This window comes from Achromobacter xylosoxidans, from assembly GCF_002192695.1.
In the GTDB taxonomy this organism is placed as follows: Bacteria; Pseudomonadota; Gammaproteobacteria; order Burkholderiales; family Burkholderiaceae_B; genus Achromobacter; species Achromobacter xylosoxidans_C.
Window position 1 is genome coordinate 21,419 of the sequence record NZ_MTLG01000085.1, and the last position, 23,861, is coordinate 45,279.

Genomic DNA, 23,861 nt, shown 5'->3' on the forward strand with positions numbered 1-23,861 from the left:
TGAGCGCAAAACCGGCCAGGGGCCGGTGCGGCGTAACCCAGGTATCAGGTGACCCGTCTTACGGGAGGGATGGTCCAGGAGCCGTCGATGATCGACGGGTTGCTTTCATTGGGCCAGTAAAGACGCATCATCAGGATGAATGGGCCCTTGGGCGCAGGCAGCCAGTTCGACTCCATGTCCGGTCCGGGCGATTCATGCTGTATGAACAGGTCGATCGAGCCGTCGGGCTTGGCCTTCAGCGGCTGGCGCGCGCTGATCGAGTAGCGGTTCAGCGGGTTGTCGACGAAAAAGTACCGCGCGTCATACATCGTCAGCGACCAGAAGCCCGACACTGGCGGCGTAAGCCCCTTCTTGAAGGTCAGCACGTACTTCTCCGAACCGTTGTAGGTGCGCTTGATGGCGCCGGTGTCTGACTTCAGGGACGTGGGATAAACGGCGTCCTGGGGGCGGTTGGCGCCCAGGCCGATCGCGGTGACCAGCGCCCGTTGGAGGTAGTTGGTGCCGTATATGCCCGTCTTGGTCGTGAAGCCCCAGCCATCCACGTCCTGGATGTCGCCGCCGCTGGACTTGAAGTGCGTCATGATGCGTCCGAAGCCCACCTGCGGGACGCGCTTCGCAACGTCGGGGTCGAGCAGGCTCTTGTCGAAGTCCTGTCCTGGCACGATGCCTATCGCGGCCATCTTTGCGACGATGGGCGCGTCGGCAGCGCTGGGCGGATTGCGCTTGAGCAGCTGTGCAAACAAGGTGAAGTACTCGACCGCGTCCATGTTGTTGACCTGCTCGCGCACCGCGGTCTTCATGTCTATTGCAGGGTCGACCTTGCCCGCGGGCGGAGTCCAGTCCTTGCCCCATGCGCTCAAGGGACAGAGTTTCACTTCGTCCTGCAGCTTGTGGACTTGCGCATAGTCTTCCGGCGTGCCGGTGCAGTAGATGCGGCCCAGCAGCCAGACGATGCTGGTGGGGGATTTGTACTGGACCATGCCTTGCGGAACCGAACCCTCCCATCCGGGGCCGCTGACCACGAAGGTTTGCGCGCCCGTGCCCGTGGTGCGCTTGCCGGGCACGTCGAACACCGTGGTCCAGCCATCCAGCATCGGAAATAGCGCGTAGCGCCCGTTCATGTCCGGCAGGCTGACGACCCAGGGCTCGTCGCCGACATCGAAGAAGGACGTGGTGTAAAGCGTATCGGCGTTCGGCGCGGTCACGTCCCGGAACTTGGCGTCGGGATACTGGCGCAGCTTGATGAGGTGCCCCATCGGCGCCCGCGTGCCCTTGGGTTCCGCAACGTTGGTAATGACTCTTCTGGTCATTTCCATCGTCACCAGGGGATAGGCATAGATGTAGGCATCGGTGGCCAGTCCGAACTGCTCGTTGCCTTCGGGCAGGTCGGCGATCAGGCCATCGGCGGCCCGGGCGGCCGCGCCCAGGGCGCTGGTTGCGAGCAGAGCAAGACCACCTGCGTTCAATGTGCGGCGTGTTAGCTTCATAGGATCACTCCAACGGACTCATGGGTTGAAAATCACGAAGTGCCGCGGCACGGGCCAGACTGTGCCGCGAGATGCCTTGCTCTAACGTTGTCGTACGTACTTGCCGATTTCCCGGGCTGCGCCCGAGGTCCATTCATCGATCAGCGGTTGCAGTTTGGAGAGGCGGACGCCGCCCGCGCCCTGGGTGGCGTTGGCGACCTTTTCACCCGTGCCGCCCCGCACCGACGCATACAGCAATTCATCCGACATGCTGTCCGTGACCCGCGACTCGATGGCGACGCTGGCGTTGCGAGCCATGCCTCCTTCCATGGCGGCGCGGGCCTCGGTCATTACCAACGCGACGGGAATGTACTGGTAGGCTCGCAACGCCTGCTCCGAGGTACCTACCGCGGTGATGGCGATGCGTATGTGGGCGACGCCAGGTCCGGCGCCATCGACCAGCCGCACTTGCTCGCCAACCTTGCGCCGCAGCGTTTCGTTGACCGCATTGCGGATCTCCGTGAGGGTTTCCATGGAGACGTCGGCGGAAGGCTGGGGCTCCGGGTAATACACGACGGGATCAAGCCAGACCGCGCTGTAGCGGGAGGCGTTGAAATTGGGGTTCAGGTACACCAGGCGGGTTCCGCCGTCGGGCGCGGGGGCCTGGTGCAGCAGCGAGTAGTCCGGCAGGAAACCGGATTCCGTCGTTTTCGGACCGGTGGAGCAGCCGCTGGCCAGGAGGGCGGCTGCGAGGCCCAGAACAAGCGCGCCCGAGGAATTCTTGATGTTCATGCAAGTTCCTTCTGACAGATATGGGGCAGAAGAGCCCCGACTGCAGGCGTCGGCGAGAGGTCCCGTGCAAAAGCTGCTTTCCGCTCGTGAGCGCATGTTATGACCTAAATGCACAGGAATCCAATTATTTTTCCAATGCCGGAGTTTCGCAATGCAGACGGGTGAACCGGGCTTTCTAGACTATTTTCTTTGCACGCGTTTTGTGGAAGCAATCGCGTGGCGCGGGCTCGCCACGAGCCGTTGGGTCGACGCGGGCAGGGTCGTTCGCTTCGTCCGATTTGCGCGGCCCTTGTTTTCCATGGTATAAACACGCCTCTTTCGGAGCGCCCGTAGCTCAGCTGGATAGAGTACCTGGCTACGAACCAGGGGGTCGTAGGTTCGAATCCTGCCGGGCGCGCCAAGCTTCTTGCTTGGACTACGAAGAAAGAAAATGGAAAGGCCTTTGATCTCGTATCAAAGGCCTTTTTGTTTTGCGGCGCCGATTGATCGAGCGCATTGCGCGTCAGTGCGTTGGCGTCGGCTGCGTGGCCGGGGTTTGGCCCCGGGCCTTGTCCTTCTCTTCGTCGAAGCCCCAGTCTCCGACCATGTACCAATCGTCTCCCAGCGTCTCCGCCGGGTGCATGGTGCGGCCGGAGCCGTTGCCGCAGGCCATCGAATCGGTCGGGCAATAGCGGTCGCAGCCCCAGCATATGCGTTCGGGGTGCTTGGGGTGCAAGGGAAACTTCTTGGCCATGCCGGATGCCTGCTGACTGGGGGACGCCGCTGCGGCGCCGATCTTTCGTTGTATGCATCCAGCGTACTGCCGGGCGCCCAGGAAATTCCTTGATCTGGCGCAAGCGCGAGCGCCCCGCGCGCACGGTGGTGCGCGGGGCTGCGGCGTTGGAGAAGTGGGGGAGGGGCGCTCACCGCGGCATGCGCGGCGGCGGCCCCATGCGCCTAGTGGCGTCGTCGGTCCACCGCCGTGAGGGAGGTGCCGCTCTTTATCAGCCGGTAGGTCTGTCCGCCCAGCCACGAGACTTTTTCGCCCGTGCTGGTGCGGCATATGCAATGCGTCTTTGGATCGAAGCGCGAGGTGCCCAGCGCGGAGTACGCGTCAGGGTCCGAGACGAATCGTTCAATGCGGTAGAGCGTGCCGTCCGGCGCGGTGGCGAGGACGTCGGTCAATCGTCTTGCGGTGCCGAGCATATGCGATACCTCCATGCGCGGGCCATTGGATATACGGCGCCAAAGTCGTTCGGGCATTTCAGTGCGCCAGGGCGGGAAGATCGATGTTCCCGTCGCGGGCGCTAATGAACGTGCCCTCCAAACAATGAATCGTCGAGCTGGTCGGGAGTGACGCCCAGGGCTTCGGATACGCGGTCCAGGATAACCTGCCTGGGCCGCGGGCGCGGCCTTTCCAGTTCGATATAGATGGAGTGATCGACGCCCAGGCGTGCAGCCATATCAGCGGTGCTGATCTTGAGATGCTCGCGCCAGGCGCGTATCAGGCTCCAGTCGTTGCCGGTTTTTAGATTGACGACAGCTAATGGTAAATGACTCTGCCCTTGCGCGGGTATTTTGCGCGGGACGGATTTTCCGCGGGGATCGCGCAGGCTGCTCTTGGCGGCAGCGCTCTTGCGGGAATCGCCGCGCGGGGTGGTGGTTGCGGTTTCGGCGGTGAAAATGGCGCCGCCGTTCAATTGGCGATATTGGTTGTCGCCGATCCAGTGCAGGGTTTCGCCGTTGTCGAGCATGCATTCGCAGTCCAGGTGATAGTTGCTGGGCATGCTCTCGAGTTGGGCGATGGTTTCCGCGGTCGTGGCGTGGCGCACCACACGGTGCAAGACACCGTCCGGCGAGCGCACAAACACGTCGGGAAGTCTCCAGGAAAACGGAATGATAATCTCCACGGACTAGCCTATGCCGCCACTGTATCCCGGGGGGCGAGTGGTGGGATTTGGGGTTTCCCCTCGCCAGGCTCGAGTCGATGATTGTGCGCCACATCAACCCTCAACATCTTCACAAATCTTCACTGTGTCCAGGGCTATCATCGCCGCGTTGCCCCGTGTCTGGGGCGTATTGTCCGGGTGTCGCAGATGTCTTTGGCCGTGGATGCGCGGCCGCGCGCGAGGCGGACGGCCTGGTGGGCCGTGCTGGCGTCATGCGCGTTGCATGCGGTGGTGGCGGGACTGTGGTGGCGCGAACGGATCGAGCCCGCGGGCATGCGCGCCGCGCAGGCGCCGCAAGCGCCATTCTTCGTGGATCTGCTGACCGCCAAGGCGCCGCCCGCGCCGCAGGAACAAGAGCTGAAGAACATGCCCGCGTCCGGCGCCGAGCCTGCTCAACCTGGACGCGTGGACACGCCGCCGGCGCCGGCCGTGACGCCGGGGCAACGAGCCGGCCCGCGCAGGGCGCCCGCGCCATCCGCTGCGCAGGACAGGGCGCCCGCGCCACCGTCAGGCGCTCCGGCCGCCACCCGCGATTTCGGTTGGCGTCCCGAAGATGCGCAAGCGGCGGGCATGGCGCGCGCTCGCGGCGAACCCGTCGTGCGTCTGGGACCCAAGGCGCGGGCCGAACAATCCGAGATTGCGCGCGGCATCGCCAAGAGCGCGCGGCCGCCGTGCAAGAACGCGCATGCGGACATGGGCTTGCTGGCCTTGCCGTTTCTATTGGCCGATACCGTTACGGATCGGGGCTGCAAGTGGTGAGGCCGAAGCCCTCGCCGGCGACCAGTCGGGGCAAGAAAAGTTTGATGCGAATACCTGGGCGGCGTCAGGGGCAAGGCTGCGGATATTTCCTGAATCGTGGATACTGTTTTTCCAATCTGGGATTTCCAGAATTCACGGAGAGACGCAATGCCCGAATCCCAAGGCGGCCTGGACAGGCTGCGCCGCTTCATCGCCACCGCGACCCGCATGGCCACGCCGTCCGGATTGGCGCAGACCCCGGAACTGCAGGCCGCGTTCGCCGATCTGGTGCGCCATGACGACTGGCTGCCCGAGGCCTGTACCGCTCCCCATCCGCAGTATTACCAGCAGTACCTGCTGCATTGCGATCCGCTGGAGCGGTTTTCGCTGGTGAGTTTCGTGTGGGGACCAGGCCAGTTCACGCCGGTGCATGATCATGAGGTCTGGGGCTATGTCGGCATGCTGCGCGGGGCCGAGGTCAATCAGCGTTATGCCCGTGGGCAGGACGGCAGCATCGCGCCGGCGGGCGCGGCGACTACCTTGCAGCCGGGCGACGTGGAGCGCCTGTCCCCGGCCGAAGGCGACATCCACCGCGTGTCCAACGCCCATGCGGATCGCGTATCCATCAGCGTGCATCTCTACGGCGGCAACATCGGCGCCGTGTCGCGCCACGTGTACGATCCGGCAACCGGGCAGGCCAAGCCTTTCGTGTCCGGGTATTCATCGGCCAGCCTGCCGAACCTGTGGGACCGCTCGGAAGCCGTGCGGGCCGCCATTGCCGGGGGCGCACGCTAGGGCCTGTTCGCGCGCGGCGTCCCATGCTATTTTCTTGTCCTAAATATTAGGAAAATAAACAATGGACAAGACGCTGCTAAAAGGTCTGATGGTGTTGGAGGCGGTGACCGACGTGGACAATCCGCCGCGCACCATCGATGCGCTGGCCGCCCGGGTCGGGCTGACCCGCAGCAATACGCACCGCACCTTGCAGACGCTGATACATGCAGGCTACGTGACCAAGGACGATGACGGCGGCGGCTATCGCGGCGCGGTGCGGCTGTTCGAGCTGGCGGCGCGCCAACTGGCCCAGTTGGACGTGCGCAAGCTGGCCGCGCCGCACATGCGCACGCTGGCCGACCAGACCGGCGAAACCGTGCATCTGTCCGTGCTCGACGGTTTCGACGTGGTCTACGTGGACAAGATCGACAGTCCCCAGCCCATACGCGCCTACTCGATGGTGGGCGGACGCGCGCCGGCCTATGCCGTCGCGACCGGCAAGGCGCTGCTGGCCTACCAGGCGGAAGGCTACGTCGAGCGCTACGCCGACAAGCTCGTGCGCCACACGCCCTCGACCATCGTGTCCATGCCGCTCTTGAAGGACGAGCTGCGCAAGATCGCCCGCACCGGCTACGCGGTCAATCGGGGCGAATGGCGCGAAGGCGTGGGCGGGCTGGCCGTGACCTTGTTCAACAGCCTGGACCAGCCCGTGGCCGCGATCGGCATCTCCGGTCCGCTGGACCGCCTGAGCGCCGCTAGGATGAAGCAGCTGGCGCCGGACGTGGCTGCCTGTGCCCAGTCCATCTCGCAAGGGATGGGCTATCGCCGGGGCTATCTGGACCAGTAGCGGACCGCGCCAGCGCCGCGCCGATGCGCTGAGCCTGGCCGCGGGCCAGACGCGCATTGACGTCCATGGACGTGGTCCAGAAGTACGTGCCGCCTGCCAGGCTGCCCAGCACCGAGATATCCGGCTCGATCCCGCCTGCGGCGTTCTTGAGGCATCCCGTGGCATAGTCCAGCGCCAGGCCGCCCTGGGGATCAGGCTGCGCATGGCCCTCGCGCAATAGCGCGGACACCAGCGGATCCTGCGTGCGCGGCGTGTCCACCGAGAAGCTGGTGGCATTGATCAGATAGCGGCTGGCGTGCGTGCAGACGGCGCCCGCCGCGTCGCGCAAGCGCGTATGGAACAGGCCGCTGGCGCTGTCGTGGCGGCTGTCCAGATAACCGCCGCAGACCTGCAGCTGGCCGTTCTGGAACAGGGCTTGCAGCTTCAGCGCATTGCGCATCGGAAAGGTGGCGCGCCGCGCCATCCATAGCGAACGCCATTGCGACTGGAAGCGATCGCGCTCGGCCCGCGGCAGGAGATGCCAGATCAGGTCGACGGCCGCATTGGTCGCGGCCGCCACCGCCTGCCACGGGCGCGCCGCCCGCTCGGACCGCTGTATCTCTGCGTCCAGCGCGGCGCGGGCGTCGCCCGCCATGCCGAACACGTCCGCCGCGTCCAGGCCGCCGCCCAGCGCCAGCACTTCCTCGCGCAGGGCCGTGGCAATGGCTTCGAGCGACAGTGCGCCGCCATGCCTGGCGGCAAGGCGCGGAACGCCCTCGGGACTCAGTTGTTGCAGCGCATCTGGCGTGCGGTTTTGAGGGCTGCGCACGGAAGGCAGGCGGCCATTGCGCGATACGCACAGGATGGGGCCGCGATGGGCCGCCTGCCGCAAGGCGGCGATGGCGTCCACGGCGCTCAGGCTGGTGCCGATGATGCAGACCGGGGCGTCGGCGGCGATGCCGCCGGTCAGCGCCTGGACCGGGTAGGGGCTGTTGAAGTAGCCGGGCGCATCGCGCAATTCCGGAAACGCCTGCGAGGGCAGGTTGCCGTTGCACAGCACGGCGTAACGCGCCAGGCAGGTCGAATTCGGCTCCGCTTCGACCCGCGCGCCGCCGCCAGGAAGCGGCGCCACGCGGCGGACCCGGCCACGCACATGCGTGAGCGTGATGCCCAGCTTGCGGGCGAGCCCGCAAGCCCGTTCATAAACTGCGCGCATATAGGCGCCGAACAGCGGGCGCGGCAGGAAGTCCGCCGGCGCTATCGAGTCCGCGCCCTGCGCGCGCAGCCAGGCGGGATCCTGGGCGCGCAGCCAGTCCACGAAATCCATCCTGTGATCGGCCCGCGCCGACATGTTGCCGGCGGGAATGTTGAGCAGGTTGCTGGGCAGATCCTCCTGGTAGGCTTCGCCCGCGCCCGGTTCTGCCTGCGGCTCGAACAGCGCGATCGTCAGCGCCCGCCCGGCGGACGGTTCCAGCGAGAGCAGGAATTGATAGAGGAGGCTGACGGCCACCGAGCCGCCGCCGACGATGGCCAGGTCCGCCGCGGGCGGGGAAGGTGTCATGCCGGGCGCCGTCATTTGGCCGCCGACAAGCGCACCACGTCGGCCCAGCGGGCGACTTCCTGCTTGAGCACGCGGCTGGTGTCGGCGGGAGTGGTGGCGACGGCGTCGGCGCCCAGCTTCTGCGCGGCCTGCTGCACGGAAGCCATGGCCGCCGCCTTCTGCATGCCGGCCGAAAGCTTCTCCACCACGGCGGGCGGCGTGCCCGCGGGAGCCAGCAGCGCGTAGGTGGTCGCGACCGAGTAGTCCTTCACGCCCTGCTCGGTGAGCGTGGGCAGGTCGGGCAGCGCCGTGGCGCGGGTAGCGGTGGTGACGCCCAGCAGGCGGATCTTGCCGGTCGCGACTTGCGGCAGCAGCGCCGGCAGCGTTTCGATCACCATGTCGATCTGCCCGCCCAGCAGGTCGGTGATGGCGGGGCCGCTGCCGCGGTAGGGCACGTGCATGAGCCGGGTGCCGGTGACGACCTGGAAGAGTTCGCCGGCCATGTGCTGGGACGTGCCGGGGCCGGCGGAACCGAAGGTGATGGTGCCGGGCTTGCTCTTGGCCAGGGCGATCAGCTCCTGCACGTTCTTCGCGGAAATCTTGCTGCTGTTCACCGCCACGGCCATGGGCATGCTGGTGGCCATCGACACGCCGACGAAGGCGGTGCCGAAGTCATAGCCGGGCTTGTCGGGCATGGCGGCATGGATTGCGTGGCTGCCCACGGCGCCCATCAGCAGGGTGTAGCCGTCGGCGGCCGACTTGGCCACGTACTCCGCGCCGATCTCGCCGCCCGCGCCCGCCTTGTTTTCCACCACCACGCTCTGCCCCAGGTAGTCGCCCAGGTGCTGCGCATAGATGCGCGCGGCGGCGTCGGTCGCGCCGCCGGGCGGGAAGGGGACCACCATGCGCACGGGTTTCGCCGGCCAGTTGTCGGCCGCGGCCGCGCCGCCTGCCAAAGCCAGCACCATGCCCGTCAGGGCAATGCGCCACATTTTCTTCATGGAAGTCTCCTTGGTGTCGGTGCGGACCGTCACATGCAGCGTCGCGGTCCTTTATTAAAATCCTAAAATATAGGACTCAAGTTTCAATAAATGATTTACTTAGAATTCCACACGGTGCTATGCTGGTCAACAATTAAGCACATCACCTAGGGAATGCACTAGGATTGACGCCAAAAAGTGCAGGCGTGAGCCAGAGATGCGCTGGATGATGCCAGTCTTGAAGGCCAGCTCTTATAGTGTTTTCTTTGTCCCAAATATTGAATTTTCATAACGAGAGGTCAGACATGACACCCAGTTCGGCGCTGGCCGGCATCACGGTGCTGGAGATTTGCAATGTCGCGGCGGGGCCTTTTTGCGGCATGTTGTTGGCGGACATGGGCGCCGACGTGATCAAGATCGAGAACCCCGAAGGCGGCGACACGCTGCGCAGCTGGCCGCCCATTTCCGACGGCTACAGCGAGAACTTCGCGTCGCTCAACCGCAACAAGCGTTCGGTGACCTTGAACCTGAAGGACCCCGGCGACCTGGCCCTGGCGCGCGAGTTGGCGCTGTCCGCCGACGTGCTGATCGAGAACAACCGGCCGGGCGTGATGGATCGCCTGGGCCTGGGTTATGCGCAGCTGCGCTGCGCCAATCCCAAACTGGTCTATTGCTCGATCTCGGCCTACGGCCAGTCGGGGCCGCGTTCGCAGGAAGGCGGCTTCGACCTGACCATCCAGGCCATGAGCGGCATCATGAGCGTGACCGGCGAAGCGGGTGGCGAACCCGTGAAGTGCGGCGTGCCCGTGGCGGACTTTTCGGCCGGCCTGTACGGCGCCTTCGCCATTGCATCGGCCTTGCGCGCGGCCCAGGCCAGCGGGCAGGGCACGCATATCGACGTGCCGATGCTGGGCGCCACCTTGGGCATCGCGGCCCTGCAGACCTCGGAGTTCTTCGGCAGCGGCAAGGATCCGGTCAAGCTGGGGTCGGCCCATCCGCGCAACGCGCCGTATCAGGCTTTCCGCTGCAAGGGCGGCTACTTCGGCATGGCGGCGGGCAACCAGGCCTTGTGGAAGGGCGTCTGCGCAACGGTGGGCCGCGAGGACCTGCTGGCCGATCCGCGCTTTACCGATACCAGCGCCCGCGCGCGCAACCAGACGGCGTTGCGCGAGATCCTGGAAGCGATCTTCGAAGCCGAGGACGCGCAGACCTGGCTGGCGCGTTTCCGCGCGGCGGGCGTGCCTTGCGCGCCCATCAACACCTATTCCGAGGTGCTGGCCGATCCGCAGGTGGAGCACATGGGCTGGGTGCAGCCCGTGGACCTGCCCAACGGCGTGCGCACGCGCACCTTCGGCCTGCCGGTGCGCTTTGACGGCCAGACCACGGCCTTGCGCCGCCGCCCGCCGGCCCTGGGCGAACACAACGATGAAGTGCTGGGCGCGCTGCGCGCCGGCAAGCGGGAGACGGCAGCATGAGCGAGGTCCTGCGCATCGATACACAGGGCGCGGCTCACGTGCTGACGCTGGCGCGGCCCGACAAGATGAATGCCCTGTCGGCCGAACTGGTGGAAGCGCTGATCGCCGCGCTGGACGCGGCCGAGACTGGCGGCGCCAAGCTCATTGTCTTGAAGGGAGAGGGCAAGAACTTCAGCGCGGGCTTCGACTTCGGCGGCTGGCAGGAGCAGAGCGAAGGCGACCTGCTGCTGCGCTTCGTGCGCATCGAGATGCTGCTGCAGCGGCTGGCGGCGTCGCCGTGCCTGACGCTGGGGCTGGCGCATGGCCGCAACTTCGGCGCGGGCGTGGACCTGTTCGGCGCCTGCAAGTGGCGCGTCAGCGCGCCCGACGCCACGTTCCGCATGCCCGGACTGAAGTTCGGCCTGGTGCTGGGGACGCGCCGCTACGCGGCCTTGGTCGGCGCCGAGCGGGCGCGCGCGGTGCTGGAGCAGGCGGCCACGTTCAGCGCGGAAGTAGCCTTGCGCGACGGCTTTGCCAGCGGACTTGCCGATGCGCAAGACTGGCCTGCCGTCGAACGCGAGGCGCTGGACGCCGCGTCAGCGCTGAGCCGCGCCAGCCGAGTCCAGCTGTATGCGGCGCTGTCGGCGGAAACGCCCGACATCGATCTTGCCCGCCTGGTGCGCTCCGCCGCCCAGCCGGGATTGAAGGAACGGGTGGCCGCGTATCTGCAGGCGCGCTGACCGTAAAAAAACAGGCAGGAGACATCATGGCATCGGGTTTCAATCAGAAGAACAAGCAGTGCACGCTGGCGGAGCTGGCGGCGCTGGTGCCCAACGGCGCATCGATCGCCTTGGGCGGCAGCTTCCTGCACCGCGGACCGTTCGCCTTCGTGCGCGAACTGATCCGGCAGGGCCGGCGCGACCTGGAACTGGTCAAGCAGTCGCCAGGCTACGACGTGGACATCCTGTGCCGCGCGGGCGCGCTGCGCCGCGTGCGCGCGGGCATCGTCGCCATGGAAGGGAACTTCGGCCTGGCGCCCTGGTACCGCAAGGCGGTGGAGCGGCGCGAGATCGAACTGGAGGAACACGCGTGCGCCAGCCTCACGGCCGGCCTGCGCGCGGCGGCCTTCGGCGTGCCGTTCCAGCCTTGCGGCGGCTTGCATGGCAGCGGCCTGCCCGAACTCAATGGCTGGAAGTGCCTGGACGATCCCTACGGCAGCGGGCAGAAGACCTGGGTGGTGCCGGCGATCCGGCCGGACTTCGCCGTGATCCATGTGTCGGAGGTGGACGCGCTGGGCAATGTGCGGGTGCATGGCACCGCGCATTGGGACCGCATCATGTCGCGCGCCGCGGGCAGCGTTCTGGTGGTGGCCGAGAAGGTGGTCGACAGCGCGGTGTTCGAGGCCAATCCGGAATCCACGCTGGTGCCGTTCTTCATGGTGCAGGCCTATGCCGTGGCGCCGCAGGGCGCATGGCCGGGGTCTTGCTGGCCGGACTACGCCATCGACTATCCGGCGGTGGAAGCGTACATGGACAAACACAGCGATCTGCAGGCGCACATGGCTGCGGCGCCCGATGCGCGGGAGGTGCAGCATGGCTGAGCAATGGTCGGGTTTTTCCTACATCGTCACCAATCTGGCGCGTTTCATCCGGCCGGACGAGATCACCTTCAGCGGCGTGAATTCCACCCTGCCCATGCTGGCCTGCCTGCTGGCCAAGCGCGCCTACGATTGGGACTTCGTCTACATCAACGTGGCCGGCGGCGTGAATCCGCGGCCCTCGCATGTGCCGATCTCCAGTTCTGATCCGGTGCTGGCCGAGCACACCGCGTCGATCTTCTCCAACGAAGACTTCTACGACTTGTGCACGCGTGGCCGCATGGACCTGACCTTCCTGGGCGCGGCGCAGATCGACGGCGCGGGCTGCGCCAACAACTCCTGCATCGGCGACTGGCATGAGCCCAAGGTGCGCTTGCCGGGCGGCGGGGGCGGCGCGGTGATGCTGCCCACGGCCAGGCGCGCCTGCACCTGGCGCACCGAGCACTCGCGTCGCACCTTCGTGCCCAAGCTGGACTTCATGACATCCTGGGGGGGATTCCACGGCGTGGTCACGCCGATCGCCGTGTTCGTCAAGCGCGACGGCCGGCTGGCTTTGCAGTCCTGGCATCCGGAATCCAGCCTGTCCGAAGTGCGCGAGCGCACGGGTTTCGAATTCGACGCCACGGGCGCCGAGCCTTCCGCGCTGCCTAGCGCGGCCGAGGCGCGCGCCTTGCGCGAATTGGACCCCGACGGGCAGTTCGAACGCGACGCCGCCGTCGCGCTGCGCTAGGAGATCGCCATGACGATCGCCGATGCCACGCTGGTGGCCGCGTTCGCGCGCCTGTGGAGCCAGCCGCAATGGGCCGGGCGGCCCGCCATCCTGACCGCGGACGGCGCCTTGACGTATGCCGGCCTGCAGCGCGAGGTCGGGCGCATCGCGGGCGGCTTGCGCGCCGCCGGCGTGGCGCGCGGCAGCCGGGTGGCGATCGCGATGGAGCGGTCGCAGGCGCAGGTGCTGGCGATCCTGGGCGTGATGGCGGCGGGCGCCTGCCCGTGTCCCCTGGAGCCGCGCCTGTCGGACGCCGAAACCGCCAGGCGCGTGGCGGCGGTGGGCCTGGGTTGGCTGCTGCACGACGCGGCCAACGCGGCCACGGCCCGGGCCAGCGGCCTGGCGCCGGCACGCCTGCTGGACGCCGCCGCCGTGGCGCAAGGCCCGCTGGATTGGACGGGCAGCGATGAGGCCGCGCCCGGCGATGCGGGGCTGCTGCTGTTCACCTCCGGCAGCACCGGCAATCCCAAAGGCGTGCTGTTGAGCCACCGCGGGCTGGCCAACAATGCGCGCGGGGTGCTGGCGCACACCGGCTTGACGCCGGAAGACCGGCTCTTGCACGTGATGCCGCTGCATCACACCAATGCGCTCAACAACCAGGTCTTCGCGCCGCTGCTGGCGGGCGCCTGCGTGGCGCTGGCGGGGCGCTTCCGGGCCGAAGACATGCCGGGCCTGCTGCGCGCGTTCCGGCCCACTCTCATTACCGGCGTGCCCACCATGTACGCGCGCATGCTGGAACTGGAGTTCGACCCCGCAAGCCTGGCCGCGTTGCGCTTTGCGCGCTGCGGTTCGGCGCCCATCACCGAAGCGCTGCACCGGCGCATCGAAGCCTTCCTGGGCTGCCCGCTGGTGGTCTCCTACGGCTTGTCGGAAGCCACCTGCACCTCGACCATGAACCCGCCCGCCGCGCGCCGCGTGGGGTCGGTCGGCACGGTGCTGGCCGGCCAGAGCGTGACTTTGCGCCTGCCGGACGGCAGCGAGGCCGCGCCGGGCGGCGAAGGCGAGATCTGCATCGCGGGCGACAGCCTGATGCTGGGCTATGTGGGCGTGGACAGCGCCGATGCCGGCGCGCCGCAGCTGCTGCGCACGGGCGACCTGGGGCGTTTCGACGAGCAGGGCTACCTGAGCATCACCGGCCGCATCAAGGACGTGATCATCCGCGGCGGCGAGAACATCTCGCCGGCGCTGATCGAAGGGGTGGTGACGGGCCTGCCAGGGGTGGCCGCCTGCTGCGTGGTGGGCGCGCCCGACGAGGACCTGGGCGAAGTGCCCGTGATCTTCGTGCAGCGCGCGGGCGAGGCCGCGCCGGATGCGTCCGGCATACAGGCCGAGGTGCTGGCGCGGTTGGGCCGCATCTACGTGCCGCGCGAGGTGCTGTGGATCGAGCGCCTGCCCGAGAACGCGGTGGGCAAGGTCGACCGCAAGGCGCTGGCGCGGCAGCTTGCGCCCGCCAGCCTGCGTTCATGAACCGGCGGGACGCTCCAGAATCCCGGGCGTCCCATTGGGCTATTCGACCTTGCCGATCCGGTTGACCGCGACTTCCAGCGAGGCCGAGTCCTTCTTCCAGTACTCGTCGAAGGCCGGCGCGTCCAGGTATTGCACGGGACTGCCGGTGCCGGCGATGCGGGCCTGGAGCTCGGGGTTGTTGGCGATTTCCTTGACCGCCTGGCGCAGCTTTTCGACGACCGCTGGCGGCGTGCCGGCCAGGGCGAATACGCCCGACCACTGCACGAAGCTGATGTCATAGCCCTGCGACTTGAAGGACGGCACGTCCGGCAGGCTGTCGAGCTTGCCGTCGCCCCAATGCGCCAGCGCCTTGACGCGCCCCGCCTGGATCAGCTGCATGACGCTGGACGGGCCGGTGGCCAGGGCATCGACCTGGCCGCCCACCAGCGCCTGCACCGCGGGGCCGGCGCCGGTGAAGGCCACGTGCATCATTTTGATGCCGGCCGCGTTCTGCAGCATTTCCATCGGCACGTGCATGGTGCCGTAGATGCCGGAAGAGCCGTAACTGAACTTGCCGGACTGCTTCTTCGCCGCGTCGACGAATTCCTGCAGCGTCTTGTACGGCGCGTCCGCGCGCACCACCAGCACCGTGGGATCGGCGGTGATGCGCGCGATGGGCACGAACTGGTCCAGCTGATAGGCCGGCTTGCGTTCCAGCAGGCGGTCGGCCGCGGGCAGGATGGAAATCGACGACAGGCTCATCAGCAGCGTGTAGCCGTCGGGCTTGGCGCGGCCGGCCTGGCCGATGCCGATGGCGCCGCCCGCGCCGCCCTTGTTTTCGATGACCACGGCCTGGCCGAGCTTGTCGCCCATGGCCTGGGCCAGCGGCCGCGCGATGGTGTCGGCGACGCCGCCGGGCGGGAAGGGCACCACCATGGTCACGGGACGTTCAGGGTAGCCGGCAGCCAGCGCGTTCGCGGCTCCCAGCCACAGCAAGGCGGCCGCGGCCGCCCCGGTGCAACGCAGATTCATGTCTCACTCCTTGTGCTTCTTGCTGCCGAGCCGCCCCGTGTTCATTCCGGGGCTTGTACTCAGACGAAGCGGTTTTCGATATGTCCGATGCCGTCGATTTCCACCCGCACCACGTCGCCGTGCTTGAGGAACCGAGGCGGGTTCAGGCCCTGGCCCACGCCGGCCGGCGTGCCGGTGGCGATGACGTCGCCCGGATACAGCGTGATGCCGCGCGAGCAGGTTTCGATCAGGGTGGGGATGTCGAAGATCAGGTCCTCGGTATTGCCGTCCTGGCGCAGTTCGCCGTTGACCCAGCAGCGCACGCGGGTCTTCTGGCCGTCCAGCTCATCGGCCGTCACCAGCCAGGGGCCCATGGGGCAGAAGGTGTCGAAGGACTTGCCCAGATCCCATTGCTGGTGGCGCATCTGCACGTCGCGCGCGGTGACGTCGTTGACCACCGTGTAGCCGATCACGTGGCTCATGGCCTCGGCGCGGGAAATGTTGCGGCCGCCCTTGCCGATCACCACCGCCAGTTCGGCTTCGTAGTCGATCTTGTCCGAGACGCCCACGGGCAGTTGCACGTCGGCCCAGGGGCCGACCACGGTCTGCGGCACCTTGGTGAACACGATGGGCCAGGATTCGGGATTGGCGTCGTTGTCCTTGAAAACGGAGTCGCGCAGTTCCTTGGCGTGGGCGTGGTAGTTGCGTCCGACGCAGAACAGGTTGCGCCGCTGCGCCGGCAGGGGCGCTTCATGCTCCACCTGGTTCCAGCGGTAGGACGAGCCGGTCTTGCCCGGCAAGGCGCGGCCCTCGGCCAGCCATTCCACGGCGGTCAGCGCGCCGGCGGCTGCGAGTTCGCGCGGGAAGTCCAAGGCGGTCACGCTGCCGCCGTCGTCGGAAACCAGGCCGATGCGGCGCTCGCCCTGGATTCGGAATACTGCAATCTTCATGCTTGCTCCCTGAGCGGTCCGGCCGCCCTTGTTTAATACCAAAAAATACCAATTGGGCAGATATTCAGGCCCAATTTCGGGAGAGGATATACCAAATAAACCAACTTTCCTAACAGAATTGCTAGGTTTCTTACGGCTTATTGGTCTGTTTTGGTATCATCTGGCCGCTAGCCATTCTGGGACAGTCCATGGACAAAGCCTCCGCCTTGCGCGCGGTCATCATCGAAAATCTGCAATCCGGCGCCTGGCCCGCCGGCCATCGCCTGCCCACGGAACGCGCCTTGAGCGTACAGTTCGGCATCAGCCGCTCGACGGTGCGCCGCACCCTGGCCGAATTGAAGGACGAAGGCCTGATCCTGCAACGCGTGGGCAGCGGCACCTACGCCAATCCGCAGACGCCGCTGGCGCAGGCCGAAGGGCAGCTGCGCGCCGAAGTGCTGTCCACCAGCCCGGCCGAACTGATGGCGGCGCGGCTGGTGCTGGAACCGGCCATCGCGGCGCTGGTGGTGCAGCATGGCAGCCCGGCCGATTTCGCCGCCATGCAGGATGCCTGTGCAAGGGCCGAGGCCGCCGACAGCTTCGAAGCGTTCGAGATCTGGGACGCCAAATTGCACGAATTGATGGCCACGGCCACGCACAATCTCTTCATCGAAAAAGTGTTCGCGCTGATGACGGCGGCGCGCTCGCAAGCGACCTGGGGCGCGCTGAAGCGCAAGAGCCTGACGCCCGAGCGGCGCCAGGCCTATCAGGTGGAGCATCGCGAGATCGTCGACGCGCTGCATGACCGCGACGCCGAACGGGCCATGGAGGCCGTGCGGCGCCATCTGCTGCACGTCAGGGACAACTTGCTGGGCTAGCCGCGCCGGCTGGGTGCGGAGCTTGCGGCGCGGCCGGGGCAAGGCCGGCCGCCGCGGAACAAGCGCCTCAGGGCTGCCCGCGCAGCCGGGCCAGTTCGGCGGAAAGTTCGGCCACCAGGGCCTGGGCGCGCGTCAGCGGGTCGTGTCCCTGGGGCGAGGGTTCGGCCGGCGCATCGGGCGTCTGCAGCCGGGGCTGCACGCTTTCATGGCCCATGCTGACGGCCACGTCGAACACCAGTTGTTCCGCGCGGTGCCAGGTCGTGAACCACTCCAGGGGGCGGCCATGCTGGTCCATGCCCTGGCCTTGCAGCATCAGCAACGGCGTGCCGGCTTGGGTGCCCAGCAGTTGCGCCAACGCCTGGTCGGCAGCGACGGCGCGGATCTGGTTGCGCCCGGCGCCCGGCCGCAGGCGGAAGCGCCGCGTCAGCACGCCGTGCAGGGAGGCGTCGGCGAGGTCCTCGGCGCGCAGGCCGGGCACGGCGCCCGCGGGCAGCCAGGTGCGCACGTAGGCGAGCGGCGCGTCGGCCACATGGCGCAGGCGCTCCAGCATGAGCAACTGCGTGGTGCCGAAGAAGGCGGCGACGTCGGCGGGAGGTTCGGCGCGCTCGAAAGCCAGCACGCGGGTCTGCAAGGCCACGCCGGATTGCGCGAACTGCTCGTACAGGCCGGTGGAGCGCTGCACCAGCCGGCGGTGTTCCTGGGGCGCCGCCACGCTGGCGGGACGCCCGGTTTCGCGCTGGATCAGGCCTTCGGTGGCCAGGGCCGCCAGCGCCTGGCGCACCACGCTGCGCGCCACGCCGAAGCGCTCGCACAGCGCCGCCTCGCTGGGCAGCACGGCGCCGGCCGCGAGCTTGTTCGTGCGGATGTATCCGCGCAGCAGGGTCGCCACCTGGGCGTGCAGCGGGATATCGCCGGAGCGGTCAAGTACGGGCAATGCGTCGTGCGTGGCGGGCGCCATGGGAATCAACCTCCGGTTTGTGCCCGCGCAGTTTCCCACACATGCGTCCAGCCCGGCGCCAGATGCGCGGCGCGCTCGGCGGCCAGGATCAGGCTGTCCTCGCGGGCGATGCCACGGCCGGCGATGTCGAAGGCGGTGCCGTGGTCCACGGACACGCGCACGACCGGCAGGCCCACCGTGATGTTTACGCCGTCGTCGCCATAGACCGCCTTGAAGGGCGCGTGGCCCTGGTCGTGGTAACAGGCGATCACGAACTTCCACTTGCCGCGCACGGCTTGCGGGAACAGCGCGTCGGCCGGGATCGGGCCGGCGGCCAGGATGCCCGCGGCATTGGCTTCGGCCACGGCGGGCGCCAGGATGTCGGCGTCTTCGGTGCCGAAGATGCCGTTTTCGCCGGCATGCGGATTCAGGCCCGACACCGCCACCGGCTGGTCGCCGCGGCCCAGCGCCTTGGCGAACGAGCCGGCCAGGCGCAGCACCGCGCGCATGCGCGCCGGGGTCAGGTCTTCGATGGCCTGGCGCAGCGATACGTGGGTGGTGGCGTGGAAAATGTAGAGGTCGCCGGCCGATAGCACCAGCGAGAAGGTCTTGACGCCGAACTCGTGCGCCAGTAGTTCGGTATGGCCGGGCCACTTGTGGCCGGCCGCGTGCATGGCGGCCTTGTTCAGCGGCGCGGTGACGATGCCGTCGACCTCGCCGGCGCGCGCCAGGGCGCAGGCCGTGGTGACGAAGCGCACCGAGCCGTCGCCCGCGTCCGCGCTGATCTCGCCCAGCTTGACGTGGGCCAGCGACGGGCCGGCCTGCAGCACTTCGATCGTGCCAGGCGTGTTGGCGCAGTCGGCTGCGCGGTCCAGCTTGCGCACGATGGCGGGGTCGCCGCCCAGGCTGCGCACGGCGTTGACCATCACGTCGACATCGCCGACCACCAGCAGGCGGGCCTTCTGGCGCAGTTCGTCATGGCCCATCAGCATCTTGGCCGTGATTTCCGGCCCGATGCCCGCCACGTCGCCCAGGGTTACGGCCAGCAGGGGCAGCTTGCCCGGTTGGGATTGTGTCATCGCTTGAATCTCCTGTCGCGGATCGCGCGCACCGCGCGAACCAGTACATCTTCGGTGCCAAAGCCGCCGGCCTTGGTCACCACGGGCAGGCCGGCGGCCGTGCCTCCGGTCAGCGTGCCCAGGGGCACGCCGCCCATTACTTCATCCACCAGCGCAATGCCGCGTGCGCCCAGCGCCACCAGCACGCTGCGCGCGCCGTCGCCGCCGGTGGCGACCACGCCGGCCGCGTTGGCGCTGGCGATCAATTGCGCGGCCAGGCTGCCCAGGCGCGCGGCGACGGTCTCGGAATCCAGGCCGTCCAGTTGGCCCTCAGGCGCCAGCAGCAGTACCGTACCGGCCTGCGCGGGGGCTTGCGCGTGCGCCTGCAGCAGCGGCTGGCTCCAGGCCTGCCATGCGGCGTCGTCGGCCAATTGGGCCAGCGAGGGCGTCCAGGTGTCCGCGCCCGAGGCTTGCAGCGCGGCGGCTTGCGCCCGCGCCGCGCTGTGCTGCGAGGTCACCACCACCACGACCGGCGCGGTCTGGTCGGCACCGGCCCAGACCCGGGCCAGCGGCACGGCCAGGCCGCCCGCGCCCACGGGCAGGGCGTGCACGCCAATCAGGCCGATGGCGCGCGCCAGGCGCTCCAGGTCGGCTTCAGTGGCGGCATCGACCACCACGGTCTTGCCTGCCTGGCGGATGCGTGCCGCCAGCGCTTGCGGCGTGTCGTCTTCCTGCGCCGCGACGTGCGCGCAACCGAGCAGGGTGGGGATATGGCTTTCGTTCACGGGGGTCACCGGATCGGTGGCCGCCGAGGTCTCGGTGACCGGCTTGCCGTTGACGTAGAGCACGCCTTGTTCGACGGTGCGGCCGGTGGCCGGAAAGGCCGGGCAGATCACCGCGATGGTGTCCGGGCCCCAAGCCTCGCGCGCCGCGTCGATCTCGGCCTTGAAGGCGCCGCGCAAGGTGGAGTCCACTTTCTTGTACAGGCGCGTGACGCCGGCCGCACGCAGGCGCCGCACGTTCTGCCAGACGACTTCGGCCGCGTCGGCGGCCGACAGGGGGCGGCTGTTGGTCGTGACCGCCAGCACCTCCACGCCCGCGGCGCCCGGACCCGACAGCGCCTCGTCGGCGCCGCCAATGGACAGGTGCGTGCTCCAGCCGGCGCGCACGAACTGCACCGCCGTGTCGCCGGAACCGGTCAGGTCATCGGCGACGATGGCGATGGCGGGATTCAAAGCGCTTCTCCGCGCGCTTCACGCAGGGCGGGCGCGACCGCGGGATCGGCGTCCTCGGACTTGAGCTCGCCGGCGCGCTTGAGGAAGTACGAGGCCAGCATCGGCGCCAGGATCGAGCTGATCAGCACGCAGGCGGCGACCTGCGCGGTGGCGGTAGACACATACTGCTGGAAGTTGGGATCGGCCGCCGCCACCACGGCCGGGGTGGCGATGGCGTTGCCGGCGGTGGTGCCGGCCGCGAAGCCCAGGCCGCTCTTGCCGCCGCGCTTCAGGATGTAGCGATAGCCCAGGTAGACCAGGCCGCCGGTGATGGGGCTGATGATCAGGCCCAGGATCAGGCCGCTGATGCCGCCGGAAACCACGGCGCCCAGGTTGATGCCAGTGCCCAGCGCGAAGGCGAAGAACGGGATGACGATGTTGGGCACGGGCTTGAGCACGTCGCGCCACTTGGGATCCAGGTTGCCGACCACCACGCCCAGCAGGAACGGCACCAGCGCCGCCACCAGGGCGATCATGGGGATATCGGCCAGGCCCGAGGCGCCCAGGAACAGCAGGCTGAAGAAGGGGCCGTCGTTGACCGCGCTGGCCACATAGGCGCCGCGGTCGCGGGCATCGCCGTACTGGCCGGTATAGGCCAGCCACAGGCCGCCGTTGCTGTTGTCGAAGGCGGCCAGCATCGCCAGGATGGAGACGCCCAGCACGCCGTCCAGGCCGACGTAGCTGCCCAGGATGATGATGAGGGTGGCGGGCACCAGGGTCTTCATCAGCAGGATGGTGCCGGCGGTGGCCAGGATGGGGCCGCCGGTGCGCGTGTTGACCTGGGTGCCGGTGGCGAAGATCAGCAGCGCGATCAGGGGCAGGGCGCTGTTCTTGAACAGCGCCGTGGTGAAGCCGCCGATCGCCAGGGCGTCGGGAGCGAAGGTGCCGATCAGGGAACCCAGGATCAGCGGCACCAGCATCAATCCACCGGGGATTTTCTGCATCGTGCCAAAAAAGGGCGAGCGGGAAGTTTCGGTCGACACTATCGGAGTCTCCAGGACGGTTTTTCTGGGTTGCAGACGTTCGAGCGCGCGTCTGTCAGACGGTTGAACAGGGTTGAAAAACCGTAGTGTACACCTGTACGTACAGCATGTACGTACAGGTACCCGGACCCGGAGGCGGTTCCGATTTTAAAAGCGGTAGGCGCCGCTCAGCATGACGGTGCGGCGCGCGCCGTAGAAGCAGTCGCCGCGGTCCAGGCAGACCACCTCATACGTGCGGTCCGCAATGTTGTTCACGTTCAGCGCATAGCGCCAGGGACCGTTGTCGTAGCTGAGCATGGCGTCGAACAGCGTGACCGCCGGCGTTTCCGGGGCGCCGCCGTCGCGGAACGCCGACAGGTAGCGCACGCCCGCGCCCACCGCGAAGCCAGGCTGGCCGGCCAGCGCGAAGCGGTACTTGCCCCACATGGAGGCCATGTGCTTGGGCTGCGCTTCCAGCTGCGGATCCAGGTCGGTGTAGATGTAGTTGGCGATCACGTCCACATCCTTGGTGACGCGGCCGCGCAGCTCCAGCTCCACGCCGCGGGTGCGGGTCTTGCCGGCCTGGATCTGGTTGTTGGGGTTGTTCGGGTCGTTGGTCTGGCGGTTTTTCTCGCGCAGGTCGTAGGCGGCCGCGGTGAATTCGATGTCGGCGTCCTTCGGCATGTACTTGATGCCGGCCTCCACCTGCTTGCCGCGCATGGGCTTCCAGCGCTGGTTATAGAAGTCGGCGCCGGCGATGGGCGTGAACGATTCGCTGTAACTGAGGTAGGGCGACCAGCCGTTGTCCGCGGCGTACATCAGGCCAAAGCGTTTGGTGGTGGCCATGTCGGTTTCGCGGTCCTGGCCTTCGGTGGTGCTGTCGGCGCGGTCGCGGCGGATGCCGGCCAGGAAGATCCAGTTCTTGTCGAATTTGATCTGGTCCTGCGCGTAGAAGCCGATCTGCTGCTGATTGATCTTGGGGTTGTCCGACAGTTCGTACTCGGGCACGTTGCCGTACACGGGGTGGTACAGATTCAGCGGCGAGCCCGCGCCGCTGGCCGTCTGGCTGGTCTCGCGGTAGCGCGAATAATCCATGCCGAAGATCACCGTGTGCTCCGTGCGGCCCCAGTTCAGCTTGCCTTCCAGGTTCTGGTCCGCCAGCAGCGTGCGCATGCGCGGCTTGTTGACATAGAAAATGCGGTCGACGGTGGTCTGTTCCGGATCGATGTAGGAATCGCCGCGGCGCGCGCCGTAGACGTTGGGATAGAGCGTCTTGTAGTCGACGCTGCTGACCGTGTTGCGGAAGTTCTGCCGCACTTTCCAGGTGTCGTTGAACTGATGCTCGAACAGCCAGCCGACGCTGAACTGCTCGGTGTCGTAGGCGTCGAAGCCCGGCTCGCTGGCGAAGCGGCGGGTCGGGATGCGGCCGTTGGGATTTTCCTGCACCGAACCGCTCCACGGCAGGAAGGATTGTGTGGTGCCGGCGCGATCCTTCTGCCAGGTGGCCTGCAGCGTCAGCGAGGTGGCTGCGCTGGGGCGCCAGGTCAGGGACGGCGCCAGCATCAGCCGGTCGTCCGGCGCGTATTGGACCTGGGTATCGCTGTCGCGTCCCACGGCAATCACGCGGTATAGCCATTGGCCGTCCTCGCTGGCCGGGCCCGTGAGGTCGGCCTGGATCTCGCGGCGGTTGTGGTTGCCCAGCACCACGCCGATCTCGCGTTGCGTTTCCTCCAGCGGCCGCTTGCTGACCAGGTTGACGATGCCGCCGGTGCTGCCCTGTCCGTACAGCATGGAAGAGGGGCCGCGCAGCACCTCGACGCGTTCCATGGCATAGACCTCGGTGCGCGGATTGTTGAAGCTGAAATACTGGCGCAGCCCGTCCAGGTACTGCACCGGCTCCACGCCGCGGACACGCACGTAGTCGGCGCGGTTGTCGACGCCGTACGCATTGGGGCGCACGCCGGCGGCGTAGTTCATGGTGTCCTGGATGTTCTGCGCGCCCTGGTCCACGATCTGTTCACGCGGGATCACGGTGATGGCCTGCGGCGTTTCGGACAGGGGGGTGTCGGTCTTCGTCGCGGTGGCGCTGCGCGTGGCGACATAGCCTTCGACCGGGCTGGTCGCGGTTTCACCGGTGCCGGTGACCTGCACGGCGGGCAGGAGGGTGGCGGGTTCGCTGGATGCGGCGGGCTGGGCTTGCGCTGCGGCGCCCATGCAGGCGGCAAGCGCGGCGGCAACAGGCAACAGGACCAGCGGCCGCGCGCGCCGGGCGGCGGGATCAGGGTGGCGTTTCAATGGATTTCCCCTTCGGCCCTGCACTCGGCCGATTTTGGATGCAAATGACAACGATAACTATTATCGATTTACTAGGTTGAGGCTGTCAGGTAATCGGCGGTCCGCAGATGTAAAAAAGCCGTGCAAAGCTTGCCGAGCGGTAAGGCAGGCGACAAAAAACGCCGTCCTATCAGTGGCTTGCAGACGCTTGAGGAAGGGGGGCGGGAG

At 67.5% G+C, this 23,861-nt stretch carries 23 protein-coding genes and 1 tRNA gene; 10 read left to right on the forward strand and 14 right to left on the reverse strand.

The window, feature by feature from the left end; all coding sequences use genetic code 11:
* Nucleotides 1-44: 44 nt before the first annotated feature.
* Nucleotides 45-1,487, reverse strand: a complete 1,443-nt coding sequence (locus BRO63_RS21165; protein ID WP_088141691.1) for a DUF1254 domain-containing protein — start codon at nt 1,485-1,487, stop codon at nt 45-47.
* Nucleotides 1,488-1,568: 81 nt separating this feature from the next.
* Nucleotides 1,569-2,258, reverse strand: a complete 690-nt coding sequence (locus BRO63_RS21170; protein WP_088141692.1) for a DUF3313 domain-containing protein — start codon at nt 2,256-2,258, stop codon at nt 1,569-1,571.
* 323 nt (nt 2,259-2,581) lie between these two features.
* Between BRO63_RS21170 and BRO63_RS21175 the strand changes: the two genes are divergently transcribed.
* Nucleotides 2,582-2,658 (forward strand) — tRNA-Arg (locus BRO63_RS21175).
* A 102-nt stretch (nt 2,659-2,760) separates the two neighbouring features.
* On the opposite strand, the gene BRO63_RS21180 is transcribed toward BRO63_RS21175, so the two are convergent.
* The 3 genes from BRO63_RS21180 to BRO63_RS21190 form a co-directional block, all read right to left on the reverse strand.
* A complete protein-coding gene (locus BRO63_RS21180) occupies nt 2,761-2,991 on the reverse strand; it encodes a DUF3079 domain-containing protein (RefSeq protein ID WP_088141693.1) in 231 nt (76 codons plus the stop codon).
* Between the two features lie 203 nt (nt 2,992-3,194).
* Nucleotides 3,195-3,443: a hypothetical protein gene (locus BRO63_RS21185; RefSeq protein WP_173150359.1), complete on the reverse strand. Its 249-nt coding sequence runs from the start codon at nt 3,441-3,443 to the stop codon at nt 3,195-3,197.
* Between the two features lie 101 nt (nt 3,444-3,544).
* A complete protein-coding gene (locus BRO63_RS21190; protein WP_088141695.1) occupies nt 3,545-4,147 on the reverse strand; it encodes a helix-turn-helix domain-containing protein in 603 nt (200 codons plus the stop codon).
* A gap of 186 nt (nt 4,148-4,333) precedes the next feature.
* Between BRO63_RS21190 and BRO63_RS21195 the strand changes: the two genes are divergently transcribed.
* The 3 genes from BRO63_RS21195 (at nt 4,334) to BRO63_RS21205 (ending at nt 6,545) form a co-directional block, all read left to right on the forward strand.
* Entirely contained in the window at nt 4,334-4,945 is a 612-nt protein-coding gene (locus tag BRO63_RS21195; protein WP_143219495.1) for a hypothetical protein, read from the forward strand.
* A 147-nt stretch (nt 4,946-5,092) separates the two neighbouring features.
* The gene (locus BRO63_RS21200; protein WP_088141697.1) at nt 5,093-5,719 is read left to right on the forward strand and encodes a cysteine dioxygenase family protein; all 627 of its coding nucleotides are present in this window, start codon (nt 5,093-5,095) and stop codon (nt 5,717-5,719) included.
* Nucleotides 5,720-5,780: 61 nt separating this feature from the next.
* Nucleotides 5,781-6,545: an IclR family transcriptional regulator gene (locus tag BRO63_RS21205; protein WP_088141698.1), complete on the forward strand. Its 765-nt coding sequence runs from the start codon at nt 5,781-5,783 to the stop codon at nt 6,543-6,545.
* On the opposite strand, the gene BRO63_RS21210 is transcribed toward BRO63_RS21205, so the two are convergent.
* Nucleotides 6,454-8,085 (reverse strand): FAD/NAD(P)-binding protein, encoded by a 1,632-nt coding sequence (locus BRO63_RS21210; RefSeq protein WP_088141757.1) that lies wholly within the window; start codon nt 8,083-8,085, stop codon nt 6,454-6,456. The two genes, BRO63_RS21205 and BRO63_RS21210, sit on opposite strands and share 92 nt — an antisense overlap.
* 11 nt (nt 8,086-8,096) lie before the next feature.
* The gene (locus BRO63_RS21215) at nt 8,097-9,065 is read right to left on the reverse strand and encodes a tripartite tricarboxylate transporter substrate binding protein (RefSeq protein ID WP_088141699.1); all 969 of its coding nucleotides are present in this window, start codon (nt 9,063-9,065) and stop codon (nt 8,097-8,099) included.
* A gap of 284 nt (nt 9,066-9,349) precedes the next feature.
* On the opposite strand from BRO63_RS21215, the gene BRO63_RS21220 reads away from it, so the two are divergent.
* Genes BRO63_RS21220 through BRO63_RS21240 form a run of 5 tightly spaced genes read left to right on the forward strand, consistent with a single transcriptional unit; the run spans nt 9,350 to nt 14,331 of the window.
* Entirely contained in the window at nt 9,350-10,519 is a 1,170-nt protein-coding gene (locus BRO63_RS21220; RefSeq protein ID WP_088141700.1) for a CaiB/BaiF CoA transferase family protein, read from the forward strand.
* Complete coding sequence (locus BRO63_RS21225; RefSeq protein WP_088141701.1) at nt 10,516-11,238, forward strand: enoyl-CoA hydratase/isomerase family protein; 723 nt, start codon at nt 10,516-10,518, stop codon at nt 11,236-11,238. Before BRO63_RS21220 ends, BRO63_RS21225 begins: the two co-directional genes overlap by 4 nt.
* Before the next feature lie 26 nt (nt 11,239-11,264).
* Entirely contained in the window at nt 11,265-12,098 is an 834-nt protein-coding gene (locus BRO63_RS21230) for a CoA transferase subunit A (RefSeq protein ID WP_088141702.1), read from the forward strand.
* Nucleotides 12,091-12,825, forward strand: a complete 735-nt coding sequence (locus BRO63_RS21235) for a CoA-transferase subunit beta (RefSeq protein ID WP_088141703.1) — start codon at nt 12,091-12,093, stop codon at nt 12,823-12,825. Before BRO63_RS21230 ends, BRO63_RS21235 begins: the two co-directional genes overlap by 8 nt.
* A 9-nt stretch (nt 12,826-12,834) precedes the next feature.
* Nucleotides 12,835-14,331: a class I adenylate-forming enzyme family protein gene (locus tag BRO63_RS21240; RefSeq protein WP_088141704.1), complete on the forward strand. Its 1,497-nt coding sequence runs from the start codon at nt 12,835-12,837 to the stop codon at nt 14,329-14,331.
* 39 nt (nt 14,332-14,370) lie between these two features.
* Here BRO63_RS21240 and BRO63_RS21245 read toward each other — a convergent pair whose 3' ends face one another.
* Both BRO63_RS21245 and BRO63_RS21250 read right to left on the reverse strand, forming a co-directional pair.
* Nucleotides 14,371-15,342: a tripartite tricarboxylate transporter substrate binding protein gene (locus tag BRO63_RS21245; RefSeq protein WP_088141705.1), complete on the reverse strand. Its 972-nt coding sequence runs from the start codon at nt 15,340-15,342 to the stop codon at nt 14,371-14,373.
* A gap of 59 nt (nt 15,343-15,401) precedes the next feature.
* Nucleotides 15,402-16,271, reverse strand: a complete 870-nt coding sequence (locus tag BRO63_RS21250) for a fumarylacetoacetate hydrolase family protein (protein WP_088141706.1) — start codon at nt 16,269-16,271, stop codon at nt 15,402-15,404.
* Nucleotides 16,272-16,459: 188 nt separating this feature from the next.
* Between BRO63_RS21250 and BRO63_RS21255 the strand changes: the two genes are divergently transcribed.
* Entirely contained in the window at nt 16,460-17,128 is a 669-nt protein-coding gene (locus BRO63_RS21255; protein WP_088141707.1) for a FadR/GntR family transcriptional regulator, read from the forward strand.
* A 67-nt stretch (nt 17,129-17,195) separates the two neighbouring features.
* Here BRO63_RS21255 and BRO63_RS21260 read toward each other — a convergent pair whose 3' ends face one another.
* The 5 genes from BRO63_RS21260 to BRO63_RS21280 all read right to left on the reverse strand — a co-directional run bounded on the left by BRO63_RS21260 (nt 17,196) and on the right by BRO63_RS21280 (nt 23,573).
* Nucleotides 17,196-18,086: a GntR family transcriptional regulator gene (locus BRO63_RS21260; protein WP_088141708.1), complete on the reverse strand. Its 891-nt coding sequence runs from the start codon at nt 18,084-18,086 to the stop codon at nt 17,196-17,198.
* A 5-nt stretch (nt 18,087-18,091) separates the two neighbouring features.
* Entirely contained in the window at nt 18,092-19,144 is a 1,053-nt protein-coding gene (gene pdxA / locus BRO63_RS21265) for a 4-hydroxythreonine-4-phosphate dehydrogenase PdxA (RefSeq protein ID WP_088141709.1), read from the reverse strand.
* Nucleotides 19,141-20,358: a D-threonate kinase gene (gene dtnK, locus BRO63_RS21270; RefSeq protein WP_088141710.1), complete on the reverse strand. Its 1,218-nt coding sequence runs from the start codon at nt 20,356-20,358 to the stop codon at nt 19,141-19,143. Before dtnK ends, pdxA begins: the two co-directional genes overlap by 4 nt.
* Nucleotides 20,355-21,380: a 2-keto-3-deoxygluconate permease gene (locus BRO63_RS21275; protein ID WP_088141711.1), complete on the reverse strand. Its 1,026-nt coding sequence runs from the start codon at nt 21,378-21,380 to the stop codon at nt 20,355-20,357. The genes dtnK and BRO63_RS21275 overlap by 4 nt, the downstream gene beginning before the upstream one ends.
* A 147-nt stretch (nt 21,381-21,527) precedes the next feature.
* A complete protein-coding gene (locus BRO63_RS21280) occupies nt 21,528-23,573 on the reverse strand; it encodes a TonB-dependent siderophore receptor (protein ID WP_256943373.1) in 2,046 nt (681 codons plus the stop codon).
* Nucleotides 23,574-23,861 lie beyond the last annotated feature (288 nt).

Excerpts from the sequence above, each read along its gene's own strand:
- BRO63_RS21165 (WP_088141691.1), bottom strand. The coding sequence starts at position 1,487 with ATGAAGCTAACACGCCGCACATTGAACGCAGGTGGTCTTGCTCTGCTC.
- BRO63_RS21170 (WP_088141692.1), bottom strand. The coding sequence starts at position 2,258 with ATGAACATCAAGAATTCCTCGGGCGCGCTTGTTCTGGGCCTCGCAGCC.
- BRO63_RS21180 (WP_088141693.1), bottom strand. The coding sequence starts at position 2,991 with ATGGCCAAGAAGTTTCCCTTGCACCCCAAGCACCCCGAACGCATATGC.
- BRO63_RS21185 (WP_173150359.1), bottom strand. The coding sequence starts at position 3,443 with ATGCTCGGCACCGCAAGACGATTGACCGACGTCCTCGCCACCGCGCCG.
- BRO63_RS21195 (WP_143219495.1), top strand. The coding sequence starts at position 4,334 with ATGTCTTTGGCCGTGGATGCGCGGCCGCGCGCGAGGCGGACGGCCTGG.
- BRO63_RS21200 (WP_088141697.1), top strand. The coding sequence starts at position 5,093 with ATGCCCGAATCCCAAGGCGGCCTGGACAGGCTGCGCCGCTTCATCGCC.
- BRO63_RS21205 (WP_088141698.1), top strand. The coding sequence starts at position 5,781 with ATGGACAAGACGCTGCTAAAAGGTCTGATGGTGTTGGAGGCGGTGACC.
- BRO63_RS21210 (WP_088141757.1), bottom strand. The coding sequence starts at position 8,085 with ATGACACCTTCCCCGCCCGCGGCGGACCTGGCCATCGTCGGCGGCGGC.
- BRO63_RS21215 (WP_088141699.1), bottom strand. The coding sequence starts at position 9,065 with ATGAAGAAAATGTGGCGCATTGCCCTGACGGGCATGGTGCTGGCTTTG.
- BRO63_RS21220 (WP_088141700.1), top strand. The coding sequence starts at position 9,350 with ATGACACCCAGTTCGGCGCTGGCCGGCATCACGGTGCTGGAGATTTGC.
- BRO63_RS21225 (WP_088141701.1), top strand. The coding sequence starts at position 10,516 with ATGAGCGAGGTCCTGCGCATCGATACACAGGGCGCGGCTCACGTGCTG.
- BRO63_RS21230 (WP_088141702.1), top strand. The coding sequence starts at position 11,265 with ATGGCATCGGGTTTCAATCAGAAGAACAAGCAGTGCACGCTGGCGGAG.
- BRO63_RS21235 (WP_088141703.1), top strand. The coding sequence starts at position 12,091 with ATGGCTGAGCAATGGTCGGGTTTTTCCTACATCGTCACCAATCTGGCG.
- BRO63_RS21240 (WP_088141704.1), top strand. The coding sequence starts at position 12,835 with ATGACGATCGCCGATGCCACGCTGGTGGCCGCGTTCGCGCGCCTGTGG.
- BRO63_RS21245 (WP_088141705.1), bottom strand. The coding sequence starts at position 15,342 with ATGAATCTGCGTTGCACCGGGGCGGCCGCGGCCGCCTTGCTGTGGCTG.
- BRO63_RS21250 (WP_088141706.1), bottom strand. The coding sequence starts at position 16,271 with ATGAAGATTGCAGTATTCCGAATCCAGGGCGAGCGCCGCATCGGCCTG.
- BRO63_RS21255 (WP_088141707.1), top strand. The coding sequence starts at position 16,460 with ATGGACAAAGCCTCCGCCTTGCGCGCGGTCATCATCGAAAATCTGCAA.
- BRO63_RS21260 (WP_088141708.1), bottom strand. The coding sequence starts at position 18,086 with ATGGCGCCCGCCACGCACGACGCATTGCCCGTACTTGACCGCTCCGGC.
- pdxA (WP_088141709.1), bottom strand. The coding sequence starts at position 19,144 with ATGACACAATCCCAACCGGGCAAGCTGCCCCTGCTGGCCGTAACCCTG.
- BRO63_RS21280 (WP_256943373.1), bottom strand. The coding sequence starts at position 23,573 with ATGGGCGCCGCAGCGCAAGCCCAGCCCGCCGCATCCAGCGAACCCGCC.